The sequence below is a fragment of the Alkalihalobacillus deserti genome, from assembly GCF_020734105.1.
In the GTDB taxonomy this organism is placed as follows: domain Bacteria; phylum Bacillota; class Bacilli; order Bacillales; family Bacillaceae_D; genus Halalkalibacter; species Halalkalibacter deserti.
On record NZ_JAJAFR010000020.1, the window covers coordinates 42356 to 59727 of the forward strand.

Sequence of the window (17372 nt, forward strand, 5' to 3'; positions counted from 1 at the left end):
GAAGGTGAGACAATGGAATTCCAGGCAATAGCACGGAAATTACTAGATGCAGAGATGTTAAAACAGCCCATTGCTCCTTTAACTGAAAAAGATACACATATTACTGCCGATGATGCCTACCGAATTCAATTGCATCAAATACAGCAAAAAGTAAGTGAAGGAGCCGTTGTAAAAGGCCTAAAAATTGGTTTAACGAGCAAAGTGATGCAAGAAATGTTAAATGTGCATACACCAGATTATGGATTTATTTTAAATACCATGGTTTTTCAAGAACATACTGCTATAGATAAGGAACAATTTATACAACCAAAAGTAGAATTTGAAATCGCCTTTGTCTTTAAGGAATCTCTAAAAGGACCGAATGTGACGATACAAGATGTGATTCATGCTACGGACTATGTAGTACCGTCAATTGAAATTATTGATAGTCGAATAGAAGATTGGCGTATTAAGTTTGAAGACACAGTCGCAGATAATGGATCATCGGCTGGCGCAATATTAGGTACTCGAAAAACTCTATTATCGAATGTTGATATCGCTAATATAGGTATGACGGTATATAAAAATGATGAATGCACTGACAAAGCGACTAGTGATGCGGTATTAGGAAACCCACTAAATGCTATAGTTTGGTTAGCAAATGAAGTGGGTCGTTATGATATTAGTATTCAACCAGGCATGTTTGTCTTATCAGGTGCATTATCCAAAGCAATGCCATTTACAAATGGCGACCACTTTAAGGCAGACTTCGGTGAGTTAGGGGAAGTAAGTATTTCATTTCAAGCGGCAGAGGTGAAAAAATGAACAAATTAAAAGTAGGGATAATAGGTTCAGGAAATATCGGGACGGATTTAATGTATAAAATCGAACGCTGCGATTCACTAGAAATGAGTGTCATGGTAGGGATTGATCTAAATTCTGAAGGACTCAAACGCGCGCAAGATGCAGGATATACAGTCATTTCAAATGGAATTGATGGTTTAATGGAGCGATTAGATTTAGTCGACATCGTGTTTGATGCGACGAGTGCATATGCACATAAAGCGCATAGCGACTTACTAACATCAGCTGGAAAGAAAGTGATTGATTTAACGCCAGCAGCAATCGGTCCATTTACTGTACCACCTGTTAATCTAAAAGCTAATTTCGAATCGTCAAATGTCAACATGGTTACATGTGGTGGTCAAGCAACGATTCCAATTGTTCATGCAATTAGTCGAATTGTACCTGTGGAGTATGCGGAAATTGTGGCAACTGTTGCTAGTAAAAGCGCTGGTCCAGGTACACGTGCTAACATTGACGAGTTTACACATACAACAGCACGAGCCATTGAAGACGTTGGTGGAGCTGAAAAGGGAAAAGCAATTATTATTTTAAACCCTGCAGAGCCACCAGTTATTATGCGTGACACAGTAAATGCATTAATCAAGGATGCGAATTTCGATGAAGCTGAAATTATCGCCTCAATTGAGAAAATGGTAATAGAAGTTCAAGAATATGTGCCAGGCTATCGTTTACGAGGGGCACCACAATTTGAGGGGCAGCGTGTATCGGTCTTTTTAGAGGTTGAGGGTGCAGGCGATTTCTTCCCTGCCTATTCAGGTAACTTGGATATTATGACCGCTGCAGCTGCTAAAGTAGCCAATGAAATGGCAAAAGAATTATTAGCGACAAACGCGTAAGGAGAGGGACAAATGGAAAAAAGATCATTTGAAATATTAGATGTAACACTTCGTGATGGAAGCCACTCGATGTCGCATGCTTTTACTCCGCAACAAGTGCGTGAAACAGCAAGAGGGCTAGATGAAGCGGGCGTCCGCTATTTTGAAGTATCTCATGGAGACGGCCTTGGCGGATCGTCTTTACAGTACGGTCTGTCTACACATGACGAGTTAAAGTTAATCGAAATTGCAGCGGATGAGTGTAAGCAGGCGGAAATCTCAGTACTGTTAATTCCTGGTATCGGTGTGAAAAGTGATTTACAAAATGCCGTAAAAGCTGGCGCAAAAATGGTGCGTGTAGCAACACATGTTACAGAGGCAGACGTTGCAGCTCAGCATATTGCATTAGGGCGTGAGCTAGGTTTAAAAACAGTTGGTTTTTTAATGATGTCTCATATGGCATCCATAGAAAAAATGGTGGAACAAGCAAAACTATTCGAAAGCTACGGTGCGGAGGTCATTTATGTAACAGACTCTGCAGGTTATATGTTACCTCAGGATGTTACCAATCGTATTTCTGCATTAAAGCAATCAGTCGGCTGTGAAGTCGGTTTCCATGGGCATAATAATTTATCAATGGCTATGGCGAATACGGTTGCAGCAGTTGAAGCAGGTGCTACATTTATCGATGGTAGTTTACGTGCTTTAGGTGCTGGAAGTGGAAACACACAAACAGAGGTAATGGTTGCCGTTCTTGAACGTCTTGGGTATCAAACAGGCATTGATTTTTATAAAGTTATGGATGTAGCAAATGATGTTGTAGCAAAATTTATGCCAAGACCACAAGAAGTAACAGGTTCAAGCTTGGTTATGGGCTATTCAGGTGTATATTCAAGTTTTCTTTTACACACACAGGTTGCCGCTAAACGTTTTGGTGTTGACGAACGCGATATTTTGGTTGAACTAGGTCGTATGCAGGCTGTTGGTGGTCAAGAGGATTTAATTTATGATGTTGCTCAGAGAATAGCAGTTCAAAATTAGTGCGGTGCGGGAGGGTATTTTATGCAAACAATTCACTTAACAAGTAAAAATATGTCGCAACAGCAAAATCAATTTCAACAGCAAGTAGTTGCTATAGGCTTTTTTGATGGTTTGCATAAAGGCCACTTATCCGTCATTCAAGAGGCTAAACGTCTAGCTAGTGATTATAAAGTTCCAGTAGCGGTAATGAGCTTTTTCCCCCATCCGAAAACGATACTAACAGATCAACCAACTTCGTTTCAATATTTAATGCCGCTTGAAGAAAAACAAGCAGTACTTGAGGAGCTTGGTATTGATACATTGTTTTTAGTTCACTTTGATAGTGAAATCGCAAGCATTCCGTCTGCTGATTTCGTACAAAGCTTTTTGATAGGATTAAATGCAATGCATGTTGTATGCGGGGGTGATTTTCACTATGGAGCGCGAGGTAGTGGAAGTACACAGTCATTAATAAAACAAGGAGAGGGACATTTCCAAGTGTCTGTCGTAGAGCTAATGAAATATGGCGGAGAGAAAATTAGTTCCACACGTATTCGTCAAGCTTTAGCCAAAGGGAATATTTCCATACTCCGAAAGTTATTAGGGAAATTCTACTCAGTGAATTGGTGCCCCCAGTATGGATTATTGCCATTTTATTCATTACCAGCGCCTGGAAAATACGAAGTGAAACTACATTATAAAAACGAAATAATTTCATGTAAGGCGCAAGTGTTAAATGAAAAAGAAGCAAAGTTTACACACGATTTCAATCAATGGAGTGAATCTATTAAAATAGAGTGGGTTAGATCAATAGGAAACCTTTAGTTGTATGCTTTTAGCTTTTACTTTTTGCTGCTTGGACGCCTATACTAAAATTAGGAGTAGACGAGTAATTAGACGAAAACAAACATTTTATGGCTCCTTAAATGTCAGACCGATATTTAGCACATTTTTTAAGTGTTATTTTGCGCTTAGACTACTTCACAAGCAACAATGCAAAATTTTAGTGTTACTGCTTGTCATTTGAGATGCAACATATATATAAATATAATATTTCCCAATCCAGCATGACTAAAAGTGTATCTTTCACTTTTAGTCATGCTTTTTATTTTTCTTTTTACATCATATTATGTTCCAAAACTCGTCCTTTTCTGAACACAACACAATTACTTCTCGAAGATATCATGTTAACGGGAACTTCTTCATTTCCTGCCACGGATACTTCTGCTCCATGTATGAACATACATCTATCTCCCGTTAAACAAACAATTGGTTTTTCTGGCAATGCGAGTTTTGCTCCTATAGCATGTCTACTTGTGGACGACTGAATTGACCGAAGCTTTAACTCTCTTTTAATTGTTAACTCAAATATTTTAAAAGTTGACACTTCTTAATCTCCCCCTTATACTAAAAAAAATGTCTTTAAACTATTCAGAAAATGGTGAATGAACATGAAACTAACAAACATGATGTATGCATCTCTTTTTGCCGCACTTGTCGGTGCCCTTGGAATCCTACCACCTCTCACCCTTCCTATCTCGCCAGTACCTTTGACAGCCCAAACGTTAGGGGTTATGTTAGCTGGTGCTATTTTAGGAGCCCGTTACGGCGCACTCAGTCTAGGAATATTTGTGGCACTTGTTGCATTTGGGGTTCCAGTTCTTGCAGGTGGCCGCGGCGGTTTTGGCGTATTACTTGGTCCAGGCGGAGGGTATATCCTAAGTTGGCCAATTGCTGCTTTTGTTATTGGATCCTTAGTGGAGAGGTATTGGAATAAGATGAACACAGCCCGTTTTATTCTCTTTAACATCATTGGGGGAATCCTCCTAGTTTATGCATCTGGAGTTACCTACCTTTCCTTCACTACGGGAATCCCTTGGACAACAGCCGCTTTTCAGGCACTTATTTATGTACCAGGTGATGTAACGAAAGCCGTGATCGCTGGCGTTATTGCGATGCAAATCAAAAAAGCATATCCACTTATTAAGAAACCAGTTGAACAGAAAAAGGCTGCATAAAACAAATGATGAAGAGGGATGTCCACTGGACAACCCCTTTTTCTATCATAAAAGTTTGCTAAATGAACCGTAGATTTTCACCTCTTGAATATGAAAAAAACAATAAGTGAAGCTCTAAATTAGTTTTAAAACAACTCTGAAAGGAACGTAATCATATGTTAATCTGTGAAACCATTAAACAAACAGCCCAAATTCACCCAGACAAAATCGCAGTAAATTGCGATGGAACTCAAATAACATACAAAGAAATAAATGAAATGATTATTTCGATCCAACAACAACTTGTCACGGTTCTCGGTCCTCTACATAAAAAGAAAATTGCTTTTTTAATTAATAATGACAGTTATTTTTTAGTGCTCTTTTTAGCCATTATTCAAGCTGGCGCAATTGCAATTCCTATTGATCCTAAATGGAGCAATAATGATATGGAGCTTATCGTGACCGATTGCGCCCCTGATCTTTTACTATCTAATCATATGATTACAAATGTGCTCTGCCTATCTCTCGTACAACTAATGAAGCAGAAAAAGACAACCTTGCCTACACACAACATTTCAGATGATCATCTATTTTATATTGGGTATACATCAGGGACTACTGGGAGATCAAAAGGTTATTTACGGACTCACTCTTCATGGATCAATAGCTTCTCAGCTAGTGATCTCGTTTTTGATATTAATAAAGAAGATATTATTTTTGCACCTGGTGCACTCGTACATTCACACTTCTTATATGCAGCCCTACACGGACTTCATATAGGAGCTACCGTCTACATAACAAGGAAATTTAAAGCAGAATCTGTCTATCAGACCGTAATCACTTTTCCTATTACAATTTTATATCTCGTTCCTACTATGTTTTCAGCAATAACTGAAGTATACGAGAAAAACAAGAAATCAATTGATGCTTTAGAAAAAGTCATTTCAGCTGGAGCTAAATGGCAGCCAGCATTAAAGAAAAAATCTAAGTTCCTCATTCCGAACGCTGAAGTATTTGAATTTTACGGGGCTTCTGAATTAAGTTTAATCAGTGTTCTAGACGAAAAAGGGAACACGGAAAACCCCGAATCTGTCGGAAAAGCAGTCCCAGGAGTAGAGGTTTCGATTCGAAGACCTGATTTCACAAAAGCAGACGTTGGCGAATTAGGGAAGCTATTCGTGAAAAGCAAGCTTATATTTAGTGGCTACCACAACCTTCCAAAAGCAACGGAAGAGGTCTTTCTTGGGAGCTGGGCAACAGTTGGCGATATAGCTTTTATTGATGAGCACGGCTACATCACTCTTGCAGGTCGTGAGAAGAACATGATCATTAGCGGCGGATTAAATATCTACCCAGAGGAAGTAGAAAAAGTTTTATCTTCTCTCGAAGAAATCGACGAAGTCATCGTAATTGGCTTAGAAGACACCTATTGGGGTGAAAAATTAGTGGCTGTACTAAAATGGCGCAAAGGAAGCAAACTTTCCGATCAGCAGTTAAGACAACACTGCAAACAAAAGCTAGCAACTTATAAATGTCCTCAACAGTTTATCGAGCTTGACTCTTTCCCCTATACAACTAGTCAAAAAATCGCTAGAAAAGAAGTAATGGATTTAGTCGAAAAACAAAACGAATATTAAGGGACGTGAAACGAATGAAAGAAGCCGTTATCGTAACAGCCAAACGAACCGCAGTTGGTAAGTCAGGAGGCATATTTAAAAACGTTTCTCCTGAACACTTAGCTACTCCCCTCATTCAACACATAGTGGCAGAATTTCAGTTAGACCCTTCATCAATTGATGAAGTCATCCTCGGAAACGCAGTTGGGCCAGGAGGCAATATCGCACGCTTATGTGCCCTCTCAGCTGGTTTACCTGTTTCTGTTCCAGGAGTGACCGTAGATAGACAGTGCGGTTCAGGATTAGAGGCTATTAATTTAGCAGCTAGGCTTGTTCAAGCAGGAGCGGGTGACATCTATTTAGCAGGAGGAGTCGAAAGTACGAGTCAGGCTCCGTGGAAACTAACCAAGCCTACTTCTCTTCATGACCCCAAAGGACCGCAGCTATTCATGAGGGCTCGTTTTTCTCCAGACGAGATTGGTGATCCAGATATGGGGTTAGCTGCAGAAAATGTTGCTGAAGCTTATCAGATTTCACGCGAATCCCAAGATGAATATGCCTTTCAAAGTCAATTAAAAGCTATTAACGCCATCGAATCTGGTTATTTTAACGAAGAAATTGTCCCAGTCAAAGGGCAAACGACTGACCAATGTCCAAGAAAAAATATAACGGTTGAAAGACTGAGCACTCTCCCCCCTGTTTTCAAAGAGAACGGCACCGTCACTGCAGGTAACTCTTGTCCGCTTAATGACGGGGCTTCGATTGTCTTAATCATGTCTTTAGATAAATGCAAAGAATTAGGATTGCAACCTATTTTACGCTTTGTTGATGCAGTAAGTTCGGGAGTTGATCCAAATTATCTCGGTATCGGACCCGTCCCTGCGATAACAAAACTATTAGAACGCCAACAGCTAGCGATCGATGACATCAACATTGTTGAATTTAATGAAGCGTTCGCATCACAAGTTATAGCTAGTTTAAATGAATTACAGATTCCTTTTAAGAAAGTAAACCTAAACGGTGGCGCATTAGCAATTGGACATCCGTACGGAGCATCAGGAGCCATTTTAATAACGAGGTTATACACAGAAATGAAGCGAAATAACCTTAGAAGAGGAGTCGCGACTCTTGGAATAGGCGGAGGCTTAGGGTTGGCGACTTTAGTAGAATTGATAGAATAGAGGGAAGCGACATGATTGATCAAATATGGGCTGGAGAATCTACAAAACCTGTAAAAATAACAGTAACGAGAGAAATGATAGCGGCCTACGCAAATTCGATTCAAACAGACTTAGAGATTTATGTCGATATTGAATTCGCCAAAAGAGCAGGTTATGACGATATTCCTGCTCCACCAACTATGCCGGTGATTTTTTGGCAATATTTTGACGTACCTTGGTTACAAGATGCAGGTCCTCTTATACACCGGAAGCAGAGCTTTCACTATGTAGAGCCGCTTTTAGCAAGCCGTACTTATGTGTGCTCAATTCAATTACTAAGTGTTAAGAAAAAACAAAACAAACATGGCATGATGCAATTATCCAATCATAAATTAAATGTGGCATATAACGACTGCATTCATGCGACGGCAATTACCACACTAATCATAAATGAAAAGTAAGGTGAGATGATGGGTCTAACTAAACTACCACCGATATATATCCCAGAAATCAAAGAAGAGCATATTACTGACTACGGGAACGTTTCCAATGATTTCAACCCCCTCCACTTTGATAAAAAGGCAGCCAAACAAGCTGGATTTCCAACTATTATCGCTCATGGAATGATGACAATGGGCATCAGTACAAAGCTCATTTCCCCGTGGTTATCAAAGGATTATATTATTAGCGAATATGAAAGTTCATTTCGTCAACCACTCTTAGTTGGGGATTCCCTACATCTTGTTGGGAAAATGATTAAGCAGAAAGAAACGTATGCTCGTATCTCGTTTGAAGGTGTGAATCAAGCTAATCAAACAATTATTACAGGTAAGATTTGGGTTAACAGTATCCTAACAGAGTAATCAGTATCTACATGCTCTTCCTTTTTAAACAGGTAACGAAAAAAACCACCATTATCTATCTTGGTTCAGATATCAAATGTTGTTTTAACATTAGATGGAGCCCTAACAAAATTGCGTGATAGATCCACCAAGTAAGATTAACCCTTCGTTGGTCCAACTGTATATGTAAAGGGAATGGTAACGTGCTTTGATAGATGATTCTATTTTGACTTTAGTTTTACAAATTCAACAACAAAAACATTTCATTTTAAAGTATCTCGACTTATGATTGGTTAATATTATTAATGTCTCATTATATCCGCACTAAGCTCCTGCTGATTCACAATTGATACCATCCCACACCAAACCACTACAAAATCTTTAATTGTAGTGGTTACCTTTACTTAGATCGATTATCCAAAGTTAGATTTAATCTGAAAATGCGAAGCAAGCAATGGACTGGTTGGTTTTGGGTTAAATTCGATTTTCAAACGTTGGCTTTCTTATATTTAAGTTAACCCTTTAGAAGAAAATATATAGAATTCCTTTAACCTTAGTTTTGAACCAAAAATAAAAGGACCAAGTTTATGATAGAAGAGAATTAATGATTAAAGATCGCTTTCGTATTAAACAGGCGCAAAGTCTATTAATCAATAGCGCCCTTTTGTTGAATAATGATTTAAGAGGTTGATGTCTTTTCTGCTAGATTGTAATCACCTAACTAATTATCCCATTTAGAACTTAGGTTCAAAATTTACTGCTGATATAAAATCGTTTGGGCGACTCCAATAAAATACTCTGATTCAACAATAATATGGTTCAAAACAACTTTGGCTGTTGGATTGGCGCTAATAGGTTCACTTTCTTCCATAATTGTACGACAAAAGTTAATAAATTGTTCACTCTGCTGTAAGCAAAAGGAAATAAGCTGCATAATATCTTGATAGAGTGCCTGAGAAACTTGTCCCTTTGAACGATTGACCGTTTCAATATACCTTATTACTCGGTGATGTGCCTTGGCAAACTCTTTTTCCCATTCCATTAATGCCTTTACATATTTCTGTTCAAGATTTCCTACAAGCTCTCTAATAACAACAGTATGTTCCTCTTCTTGATGTTTCCAAAACTCAGCCTCATCAAGAACACGCAACGGCATCTGGTTCCCATAATAATACTGCATAATCAATCCTCCATCCTATTTATGTATCGTTTACTGTATATTCCAAAGGATGTGGAAGTAGAACTTTTAATAAAGGTTTTCCTATAAGGATTCCTACCCGTAAACCGTAGTTTTTTGGATTCTAAATTCAACCTAATAACTAGACTTACATGAACTTTTCATCAAAGCATTTACCACCAGTTTATTAGGTTGGGAACACTTACCAAATACGATTTAATTAGAGAAAAGTCCCTTAAATACAGGTCTTACTTACTCAATTATATGGCCCGATTCAATCAGGACGCCTCCCTCTAAGAAAGGCGCCTGATTGTTGAAAATCATTGCAAAGCCTTATTGAACAAAAGGATGCCGTTAGTTTAAGTGTAACACTTCACAATATTTTAGTTTTAAACTTTTGATATAGTAAAAAGAGGACTCTTTTCATAAAGTGTGGGCTTAATATTCGCTTGGCTAATAGGAGCGGTTCCTTATTCCGCTATTTGCCACAAATTCCTTGTTTGAGGGATGTTTTTGGATCCTCGTTCCGTTATTTGTCTTTTTCAACCCTATTTTCCATTGATTTTACACGATTAGCGGAACCAGAATCCGTTTCGACTATTTTGGAACAACTTTTCTACCTTTTAACGGAATAAGAATCCACATGGCTATAACTGTAGGATCTGTAGGATCATTCCCCCAAACCTTTTGTTTGGATTATGGCTCAGTACTCTAATGTCACGCTGCCTTGTTAGTTTAAGTGAAGCACTTCACAATCTTAGTTCTTATTCAAAACGGTCCAACTTTATTTCAAAGCTATACTGATCGAATCCTCCCTCATTTTGTTACTTCATTCAGCCTAAGTTGAACTGTTACTACAACAATCAGCTTACATACATAGATAGAATAATTACCAGTCAGATAATCTCTTATGGCGGATAGCTTTAGTTCCTTAGAATACTTTTTCCAAGAGGAAGACTCCTTTAAACCTTTCGTCCCATATTTATCAAATTTGTGAAATTCTATTCAAAATTTGTGGAGTGGTGTACCTTATACGTTGAAGCCACTTCGTTTATTGAATATTTATCATCCTCAAGAGCTTTCAATATCTCGTATTTTTCTTCTACAGAGTAGGACCTTTTATAAATAATAAATACTCCCCTTAAGTAGCCAGATTTTTTACTTTTAATCTGTCTACCTATAGGGGAGCATATCAGAAAGAAATAAGCGGGTTTTTAGCGTTCTTCCAAATTCACTCTGATGTCTCCAGGGACGCCTCGACATCCGGACTAACTTCCGTGTGAGGATAGTTGATTTGTTCCCCGAATTCTACCCAGTCGAGATTTGCCATCAGAAGCAGGTAACGTTTCCCGCTGGACGGATCGCTGATGATGATGTGGTCACGGCCAGCCGTTTCCACGCGCCCCTGATAAACCATTGCATTCCATCTGCTGTTCCCTTGGTAAGTAAAATAGAAGGTACCAACCTTCCCTTTGTTGAAGCGCAGGATATTTTCGATAAATGATTCTTCCACCACGCCTGTCGGAAGTTGCTGCCCAGTCCCCATAGGAACCACTGGGACGGAATATGACGGTCCAGAAGGCATATTCATAGGGAATCCTCCTGGTTGTTGTGCGGTCATGGAAGCTGGATAATAATCAGGATAATAATTCGTTGGATAATAACTGGAGTCTCCAAATGTCATGTGAAGATCAGCTCCTTTTTTTTATTTAGCGATAAAACTCTGGGCAGTAGCCCGGTACACCGACATAGAAGCAATGATTTTTGTGCGCAAAATCGAACTGCGTCATAGGGGATCTTGGCATCGTGGCGGTACAAGGAGCTCGGAATTGTTTCCCCGGACTGGGATTGAAAAACCACAAGTTCATTCTGGCGCGAGGTTCCCTGTAACCTTGTAGCAAATCCCTGGCCCTCTGGAGGTCAGTTTCGTCGGGACGCTGTGTATACAAAGCTCCATTTAAGACGGGCTCGAAATGAGGGATTTCAGTTCCAGGGATGGTTTGATAAATCGCATGCCTGATATTGCGCAAATTTTTGAAGTCCGGAGCACAGTCTGCCTCGACCCGATTGGCCACAACTGTTCCTACCATGCTCATCCCTTGGGCTCCTTCACCGATCGCTTCCGACAGCATGAGCCTCGCTAACGAATCTACGTCACGGGAAGTATATTTTATTCGTCTACCCATTTTCTCACCCCCTTCAGCCTATACAAGTAACTTATTGCCTGAAGATGGTTTTGGCAACTTGTCTATCAGCCCAAACTCGGGGAATTCATTCTCAACGAAAAGAGTCTTGTCCTGTCCCTTGGCATTTTGCCAAATTAACCCCCTTCTTAATCACTTTTTAGGTAAGCTAAAAATCATTTTTCCACTTTATATAAAGCAACAAAAAAAGCACCGTCTTATATCTGCAGAAGACATACCTGTGGTACGTTTCTGTAGATATACGACGGTGCTTCCGTTCCAATATCTAAAAAAATATAGAATATTAAATAATCAATAGCGTTCGACACCTAAACGACAAATAATAAAAAGAAAACTGTGGGAATAACGTATTCAGGAACGTTTCTCTAGGCATGCCTGTCACTACCGAACAGACACGCGCAATCCATCTATAATTCCAATACTGTATTCCAAACCCTGTCATCAACAGGGATTCCATTCTTCAGATTGTCTTCTCTTGTTTTTGCCGTTCTTTCCCCTGGATAATAAACACCACTATTCCCTTCTGCCGCTTCAGCTCCGTGTAAATGCGTGATTGCATCATTTACAATTTGTTCTGCAAACTCGGCTCCTGACAATTTGTTAGGGTCAACCGCGATAAACACTTGCGAAATTCCATAACCAGATGAAGTAGGACCCGGTTTAATTTCATCGATCTTGGCAGTCGATAATCCACCCGACAAAATACCTGCAATGATGTCTAGTAAAAATGATAATCCTGACCCTTTCCAGTATCCCGTGGGCAAAATCCTCATTGATTTTTCAATTTCAGCAGGGTTACGTGTTAAATTACCTTGTTCATCAAAGCCTCCGTCAATTGGTAATTCCTCACCTTTTAATCGAGTAACTTCTAACTTGCCATAAGAAAATTGAGACATGGCCATATCTAACACAACGTGTCCATTTTTGTAAGGGACAGCAAATATCATTGGGTTATTCCCCATTTTGCTATTTTTGGCTCCCCACGGCGGCATACACGATTCAGTATTTGTCCAGCAAATCCCAATGCAGCCTACTTCAGCAGCTTGCCATCCATAATTCCCCCCTCGCATCCAATGACTTGTATTCTTGATCGTTACTAATCCGATCCCGTTTTCTTTAGCAATTTTAATCGCTCGATCCATGCAATATTTTGCATTTAAATCACCAGGTCCTAGATTGCCATCATACCTTTCGATGATCCCTACTTTATCTACCACCGTAGGCTCGGCATCAATATTAACCCATCCTTTTTCAATGTAATCCGCAAAACGAGGAACCCGGTTTAACCCGTGGGAATACACGCCATCAAGGCTTGCTTGTGTAAATAATGTAGCAGACTCTTCTGCACGCGCTTCCGTCATTCCCCTTTTGATAAGGATTCGTTTAATTTCAGCTTTCATTGTTTCATAAGGTATTCTCGTCATATTCAAACTCCTTTAACAAAATAGTTTTACATCAACATATTCGGTAGAAACAGAACGATGTTTGGGAAAAATGTTAAAACGACAACCAAGAAAATAACAGATAATAAAAATGGCGCCGATTCCTTCACATACTTATCTACAGGGGTATCCGTCAACGAACATACGGTATACATCGTTACCCCAACAGGGGGTGTCATACCACCTAGCGTAATGATGAGCATCATCACAATTCCAAAATGGACAGGATCCAAACCGATTTGTGTGACAATCGGAAGGAAAATAGGTGTTAAAAGCAATACATTAACCGTTGCTTCCATAAACATTCCAGCTAACACTAAAAATAATAAGACAAGTAACAGCAAGATCGTCGGACTCTCAGATATCCCTAATATAAAGCCAGACAAATTATGAGGTAAGCGTGCATAGGTGATCAAATATCCCAAAATGGCTGCGGTTGAAATAATTAACATAATGACGCCGTTATCTGAGAGCGTATTCGTTAAAACTTTATTAAACTTTTTCCAAGTTAGCTCACGGTAAACAAAAATACCGATAATGAGCGCATATACGACCGCAAACGCGCCACCTTCAGACGGAGTAAAGATCCCAAAACGAATACCTACAATTAAGATAATCGGGAAAAGTAACGCCCAAATACCATCTTTTAAACTATCTAAAACATTTTTAAATGACGGTCTTTCTGGAATTTCTTGCGAGTCATATCCTCGTTTTTTAGCAATCATATATGAGGTAATCATTAAGACAAACACCAATAAAATTCCTGGTACAATCCCAGCCAAAAATAACTTCCCAATCGATACTTCACCAACAAAACCATATAAAATTAAGCCAATACTTGGAGGAATCGTAGCGGTTATTAATGAGCTTACTGCGATAACTGAAATCGAATATCCTCTTGAATATCCTCTATCCATCATTTGAGGTGCTAAAATACGGCTTTGCATCGCAGCATCGGCATTGGCAGAACCCGAAATTCCCCCCATTAATCCACTTAATACAATCGAAACATGAGCAAGCCCTCCAACTAAATGACCCGTTAACACATTGGCTAAATGAATTAACCGAGAAGTGATCCCTGCCGCATTCATGATATGGCCTGCTAGTACAAAAAACGGAACAGCTAGTAATGGGAAAGATTGGGTCCCACTCACCATTCTTTGAACGGCCAACGCAGTCGGAAGATTAGGTTCTAGCAAAAAAAATAAAATACTAGAAATACCGATTGTAAAAGCGATTGGCATATTGAGTAGAAGTAGGATGATAAAGACAATACTAACCAATAGCATTTTGATCACCTTCGTAGCGCGACGTCAGATTTGTCTTTTTGCCAAGCTGTTTCAAACCTTTTATGGAACGTATGATTTTAGCTATGATCGTAATCAACATTAATAAACAGCCGATCGGAACGCCCATCGTAATATAGGAGTAGCTTAATGTTGTATTACTAATAATCCGCGAAGAATTTTCCAGACTTAACATCGTACCATAATAGATCGCAAGGCTTAAAAAGCCAGCCATTAAAAGAAGTATGAGGAGTTCAATACATTTTTGCAGACTGAGTGGTAACCGACTCGTAAACACATCTACCCCAATATGTTGATTGTTCCGCAGAGCAATATTGGCTCCTAAAAAAATAATCCAAACGAGTAATAATTGTGCAATATTTACGGACCATGCAACCGGGAAACCTAACCATCTCCCAGTTGCCGCTAAGAATACCAATAACACAACGCTAACTAAAAGTACCTTAGCTAGTCCTTCTTCAATGTTTAGTAAAATCTTGGTCACTTTTTCCATATATTTACCCCATTACTTTATGACTTACCAAGTGCTTGATTGACTTGCTCACGTACCTCTTCTAATTCTGGTAGATCCTCATAAAATTGATTGCTCATTTCTTTAAATTCATTGATATCTACTTCAATAATTTCGACACCTTCAGCTTTAATTTGCTCCTCATATTCTTGTTCTTTTTCAACATTAATATTAGTTGCAAACGCACCTGCATTAGCTGCTTCTTCAACTACAATCGCTTGATATTCTCCTGGTAAACTATTAAACCAGCTCATTCCAACCGTTAACCCTGTAAGGAGCTGGAAATGACCAGTTTTTGAAATGGAAGAAACAACTTCCGGTAACCTCGCTCCATAAATCGCAGAGTAGTGAGCTTCAACTCCGTCAATAACACCTTGCTGTAATCCAGGATAAGACTCTGCCCACGCAAGCCCAGTTGGATTTCCACCCATTGTCTCAATTGCTTTATTTACAATTGCTGATCCATTTGTTCGAATCGCCATTCCGTTTAAATCTTGTGGCATCGTAACCGGTTTCGTCGTAGCAAGGTGTCTTGATCCTTGGAACCAGTTAAAAGAAAGAACTTTCAATCCTTCTGGCTCTAATTGTGCTTCCCATTCTTTAAATAAATCAGATGTAACTAGTTTTTGAGCTTCTTCTAAGTTATCAACAATATAAGGTGCTTGAAGAATTGAAATTTCTTTTACCATATCACCGAGTGGACCTGCATCGATTAAGGTGGCAATATTAGCACCAACTTTTGCTTGTTCTAACAAATCACCAGTATCACCTAATTGAGAACTTGGATAAACTTCAACTTCCACGTTACCATTTGTACGTTCTTCCACTCCTTCTTTAAACTTCATGATTCCATCATACATTGGATCATTATCATTCATGACGATTCCAACTTTTAAGACAAACGATTCCCCTTCTAAATCGGAATTGCCAGAAGAACTTTGTCCACATGCTGTTAAAATTGTTAGTAATAAAATGGTTGCTAAAAAAAATAGTTTTCTAATCATCTCCACAAACCCCCTAAATAACAGTAATTTTACTCATTCTCTTCATCAATCATTTTTATAGCACTTTCAGTTTCAGTTTCACCTACCTACATGTCACCCTCCACGGTTAATCTTTTCATGTTGATTATTACAATCGTGGATTAGAAAGGTATTGTTATTACAGGTTGAGCATCACTACGTAAGCCCTTACATTTCCACGCAAGTCAAACTTGCAAAAAATAATTTGGGAACTTCCTGAATAGTTCTTCTCTGTCAACCTTGATTAAATTTAGATGTTCACGCGTCACTTGTTCACCACGAATGGGATCTTGATTTTTGATCGAATTGACGATTTCGATATGTTGGGAAAGTAATTTATCAATATTTAATTGTTCAGAAATACTCAAAATTCTTACCCGACTAAAGTTAATACTCATCATATTTTGTAGGAGATTCCAGATTCTTGCCTTTTTACAACCAAGGTAGATAATCGAGTGAAACTGATCATCGAACTTGAAAAAATCTTCATACCTTTTTTCTGCTATACATCTTTCTTGTTCTTCTAAGTTACTTGTAAGTTCCATTAAATAGGTTACGGGGAAATCCTTGCATGCAATCGATATCGTAGCCAGTTCCAATACTTCCCTCATAAATCTAGCTTCTTCAAGCTGCTCCCAATCAATTAGTGAAATAATTGAACCTTTTTGAGGATATACGTTGACTAAACCTTCCTGAGATAAACGTAAAAAGGCTTCTCTCACAGGCGTTCGACTTACTTGTAGCATATCAGAAACTTCATTCTCACTAATAGCCATTCCAGGGGTTAGTTCTAAATTAATGATGCGTTCTCTAAGAAGCTCATAAACTCTACCTCTTATTGAGTTTTTGTTCCTATTATTAACTTGTATCAATTCCATCATAGCCTCCCATTTGTTTACTCCCGTACTAGTATACTAGTTCATCAGCCTAAAATTGTCAATATAATTTCCTGAATATTTAATATTATTAGAATATACCATTTCTATTTTGTTTGTTGAGTATAGTATTTATGCGTGATAGCTAGATATAAAAAGTGCAAAAAAAATAAACCCACCACCTATTAATTGATTAAGCCTAGCTTATTATTCCAAACCGTATATGCTATTATTAAATCCAAATTCAGGATGCGTAAAATAGTTTGTGTAAATGAATTGAAACAAAAAAAGAGGTAGGGTACCCTCTAGTTAACCGCTAAACCAACTGAGAGGAGATGCCCTACCTATGAGTACTAGTATAGGACAAAACACACTTGAAAATCAATTAGATTCTATGGTTCGTGAGTTTGTTAAAGAAAAACTTGAGACCATGATGAAGGAAGAAATGAATAGCTTTTTTGAACATGAACACCCAGAGTTTAAAAACCAGAAGAACGGTTTCTATCAAAGGCAACTAGATACCAAGTATGGAAGATTG

Annotated in this window: 18 protein-coding genes and 1 pseudogene; 10 read left to right on the forward strand and 9 right to left on the reverse strand. The window is 38.7% G+C overall.

Annotated features, from left to right (window positions below; translation table 11 throughout):
- Positions 1–12 precede the first annotated feature (12 nt).
- From LDX58_RS21455 to LDX58_RS21470, 4 genes are read left to right on the forward strand one after another with little or no spacing between them, the layout of a single operon-like run.
- On the forward strand, positions 13–804 hold the full coding sequence (locus LDX58_RS21455) for a 2-keto-4-pentenoate hydratase (protein ID WP_227939260.1): 792 nt from the start codon (positions 13–15) through the stop codon (positions 802–804).
- On the forward strand, positions 801–1682 hold the full coding sequence (locus tag LDX58_RS21460) for an acetaldehyde dehydrogenase (acetylating) (protein WP_227939262.1): 882 nt from the start codon (positions 801–803) through the stop codon (positions 1680–1682). Before LDX58_RS21455 ends, LDX58_RS21460 begins: the two co-directional genes overlap by 4 nt.
- A gap of 12 nt (positions 1683–1694) precedes the next feature.
- Complete coding sequence (dmpG, locus tag LDX58_RS21465; RefSeq protein WP_227939264.1) at positions 1695–2702, forward strand: 4-hydroxy-2-oxovalerate aldolase; 1008 nt, start codon at positions 1695–1697, stop codon at positions 2700–2702.
- 21 nt (positions 2703–2723) lie between these two features.
- Positions 2724–3506: an FAD synthetase family protein gene (locus LDX58_RS21470; RefSeq protein WP_227939269.1), complete on the forward strand. Its 783-nt coding sequence runs from the start codon at positions 2724–2726 to the stop codon at positions 3504–3506.
- 292 nt (positions 3507–3798) lie between these two features.
- Here the strand turns inward: LDX58_RS21470 and LDX58_RS21475 are convergent, their stop codons facing one another.
- A complete protein-coding gene (locus LDX58_RS21475; protein ID WP_227939271.1) occupies positions 3799–4068 on the reverse strand; it encodes a thiamine pyrophosphate-dependent enzyme in 270 nt (89 codons plus the stop codon).
- A 64-nt stretch (positions 4069–4132) separates the two neighbouring features.
- Between LDX58_RS21475 and LDX58_RS21480 the strand changes: the two genes are divergently transcribed.
- The 5 genes from LDX58_RS21480 to LDX58_RS21500 all read left to right on the forward strand — a co-directional run bounded on the left by LDX58_RS21480 (position 4133) and on the right by LDX58_RS21500 (position 8317).
- Positions 4133–4699, forward strand: coding sequence for a biotin transporter BioY (locus LDX58_RS21480; RefSeq protein ID WP_227939273.1), 567 nt, complete (start codon positions 4133–4135; stop codon positions 4697–4699).
- Between the two features lie 155 nt (positions 4700–4854).
- Positions 4855–6315: an AMP-binding protein gene (locus LDX58_RS21485; RefSeq protein ID WP_227939275.1), complete on the forward strand. Its 1461-nt coding sequence runs from the start codon at positions 4855–4857 to the stop codon at positions 6313–6315.
- Between the two features lie 14 nt (positions 6316–6329).
- The gene (locus LDX58_RS21490) at positions 6330–7475 is read left to right on the forward strand and encodes a thiolase family protein (protein ID WP_227939277.1); all 1146 of its coding nucleotides are present in this window, start codon (positions 6330–6332) and stop codon (positions 7473–7475) included.
- Between the two features lie 11 nt (positions 7476–7486).
- The gene (locus LDX58_RS21495) at positions 7487–7915 is read left to right on the forward strand and encodes an FAS1-like dehydratase domain-containing protein (protein WP_227939279.1); all 429 of its coding nucleotides are present in this window, start codon (positions 7487–7489) and stop codon (positions 7913–7915) included.
- A gap of 9 nt (positions 7916–7924) precedes the next feature.
- The gene (locus LDX58_RS21500; protein WP_227939281.1) at positions 7925–8317 is read left to right on the forward strand and encodes a MaoC family dehydratase; all 393 of its coding nucleotides are present in this window, start codon (positions 7925–7927) and stop codon (positions 8315–8317) included.
- Between the two features lie 733 nt (positions 8318–9050).
- Here the strand turns inward: LDX58_RS21500 and LDX58_RS21505 are convergent.
- The 8 genes from LDX58_RS21505 to LDX58_RS21540 all read right to left on the reverse strand — a co-directional run bounded on the left by LDX58_RS21505 (position 9051) and on the right by LDX58_RS21540 (position 16837).
- Positions 9051–9476 carry a DUF2935 domain-containing protein gene (locus LDX58_RS21505; RefSeq protein WP_227939283.1) on the reverse strand — a complete coding sequence of 142 codons (426 nt, stop codon included), beginning with the start codon at positions 9474–9476 and terminating at the stop codon, positions 9051–9053.
- Positions 9477–10704: 1228 nt separating this feature from the next.
- On the reverse strand, positions 10705–11157 hold the full coding sequence (gene gerQ / locus LDX58_RS21510) for a spore coat protein GerQ (protein WP_227939285.1): 453 nt from the start codon (positions 11155–11157) through the stop codon (positions 10705–10707).
- 25 nt (positions 11158–11182) lie between these two features.
- On the reverse strand, positions 11183–11659 hold the full coding sequence (locus LDX58_RS21515; RefSeq protein WP_227939286.1) for a cell wall hydrolase: 477 nt from the start codon (positions 11657–11659) through the stop codon (positions 11183–11185).
- Positions 11660–12084: 425 nt separating this feature from the next.
- Complete coding sequence (gene yiaK, locus LDX58_RS21520) at positions 12085–13101, reverse strand: 3-dehydro-L-gulonate 2-dehydrogenase (protein WP_227939287.1); 1017 nt, start codon at positions 13099–13101, stop codon at positions 12085–12087.
- Between the two features lie 26 nt (positions 13102–13127).
- The gene (locus LDX58_RS21525; protein ID WP_227939288.1) at positions 13128–14408 is read right to left on the reverse strand and encodes a TRAP transporter large permease; all 1281 of its coding nucleotides are present in this window, start codon (positions 14406–14408) and stop codon (positions 13128–13130) included.
- Entirely contained in the window at positions 14395–14919 is a 525-nt protein-coding gene (locus LDX58_RS21530) for a TRAP transporter small permease (protein ID WP_227939289.1), read from the reverse strand. Before LDX58_RS21530 ends, LDX58_RS21525 begins: the two co-directional genes overlap by 14 nt.
- Before the next feature lie 17 nt (positions 14920–14936).
- The gene (locus tag LDX58_RS21535) at positions 14937–15941 is read right to left on the reverse strand and encodes a C4-dicarboxylate TRAP transporter substrate-binding protein (RefSeq protein ID WP_227939290.1); all 1005 of its coding nucleotides are present in this window, start codon (positions 15939–15941) and stop codon (positions 14937–14939) included.
- A gap of 203 nt (positions 15942–16144) precedes the next feature.
- On the reverse strand, positions 16145–16837 hold the full coding sequence (locus LDX58_RS21540; RefSeq protein ID WP_227939291.1) for a GntR family transcriptional regulator: 693 nt from the start codon (positions 16835–16837) through the stop codon (positions 16145–16147).
- A 343-nt stretch (positions 16838–17180) separates the two neighbouring features.
- On the opposite strand from LDX58_RS21540, the pseudogene LDX58_RS21545 reads away from it, so the two are divergent.
- A pseudogene (locus tag LDX58_RS21545) lies at positions 17181–17372 on the forward strand (IS256 family transposase); the annotation flags it as partial.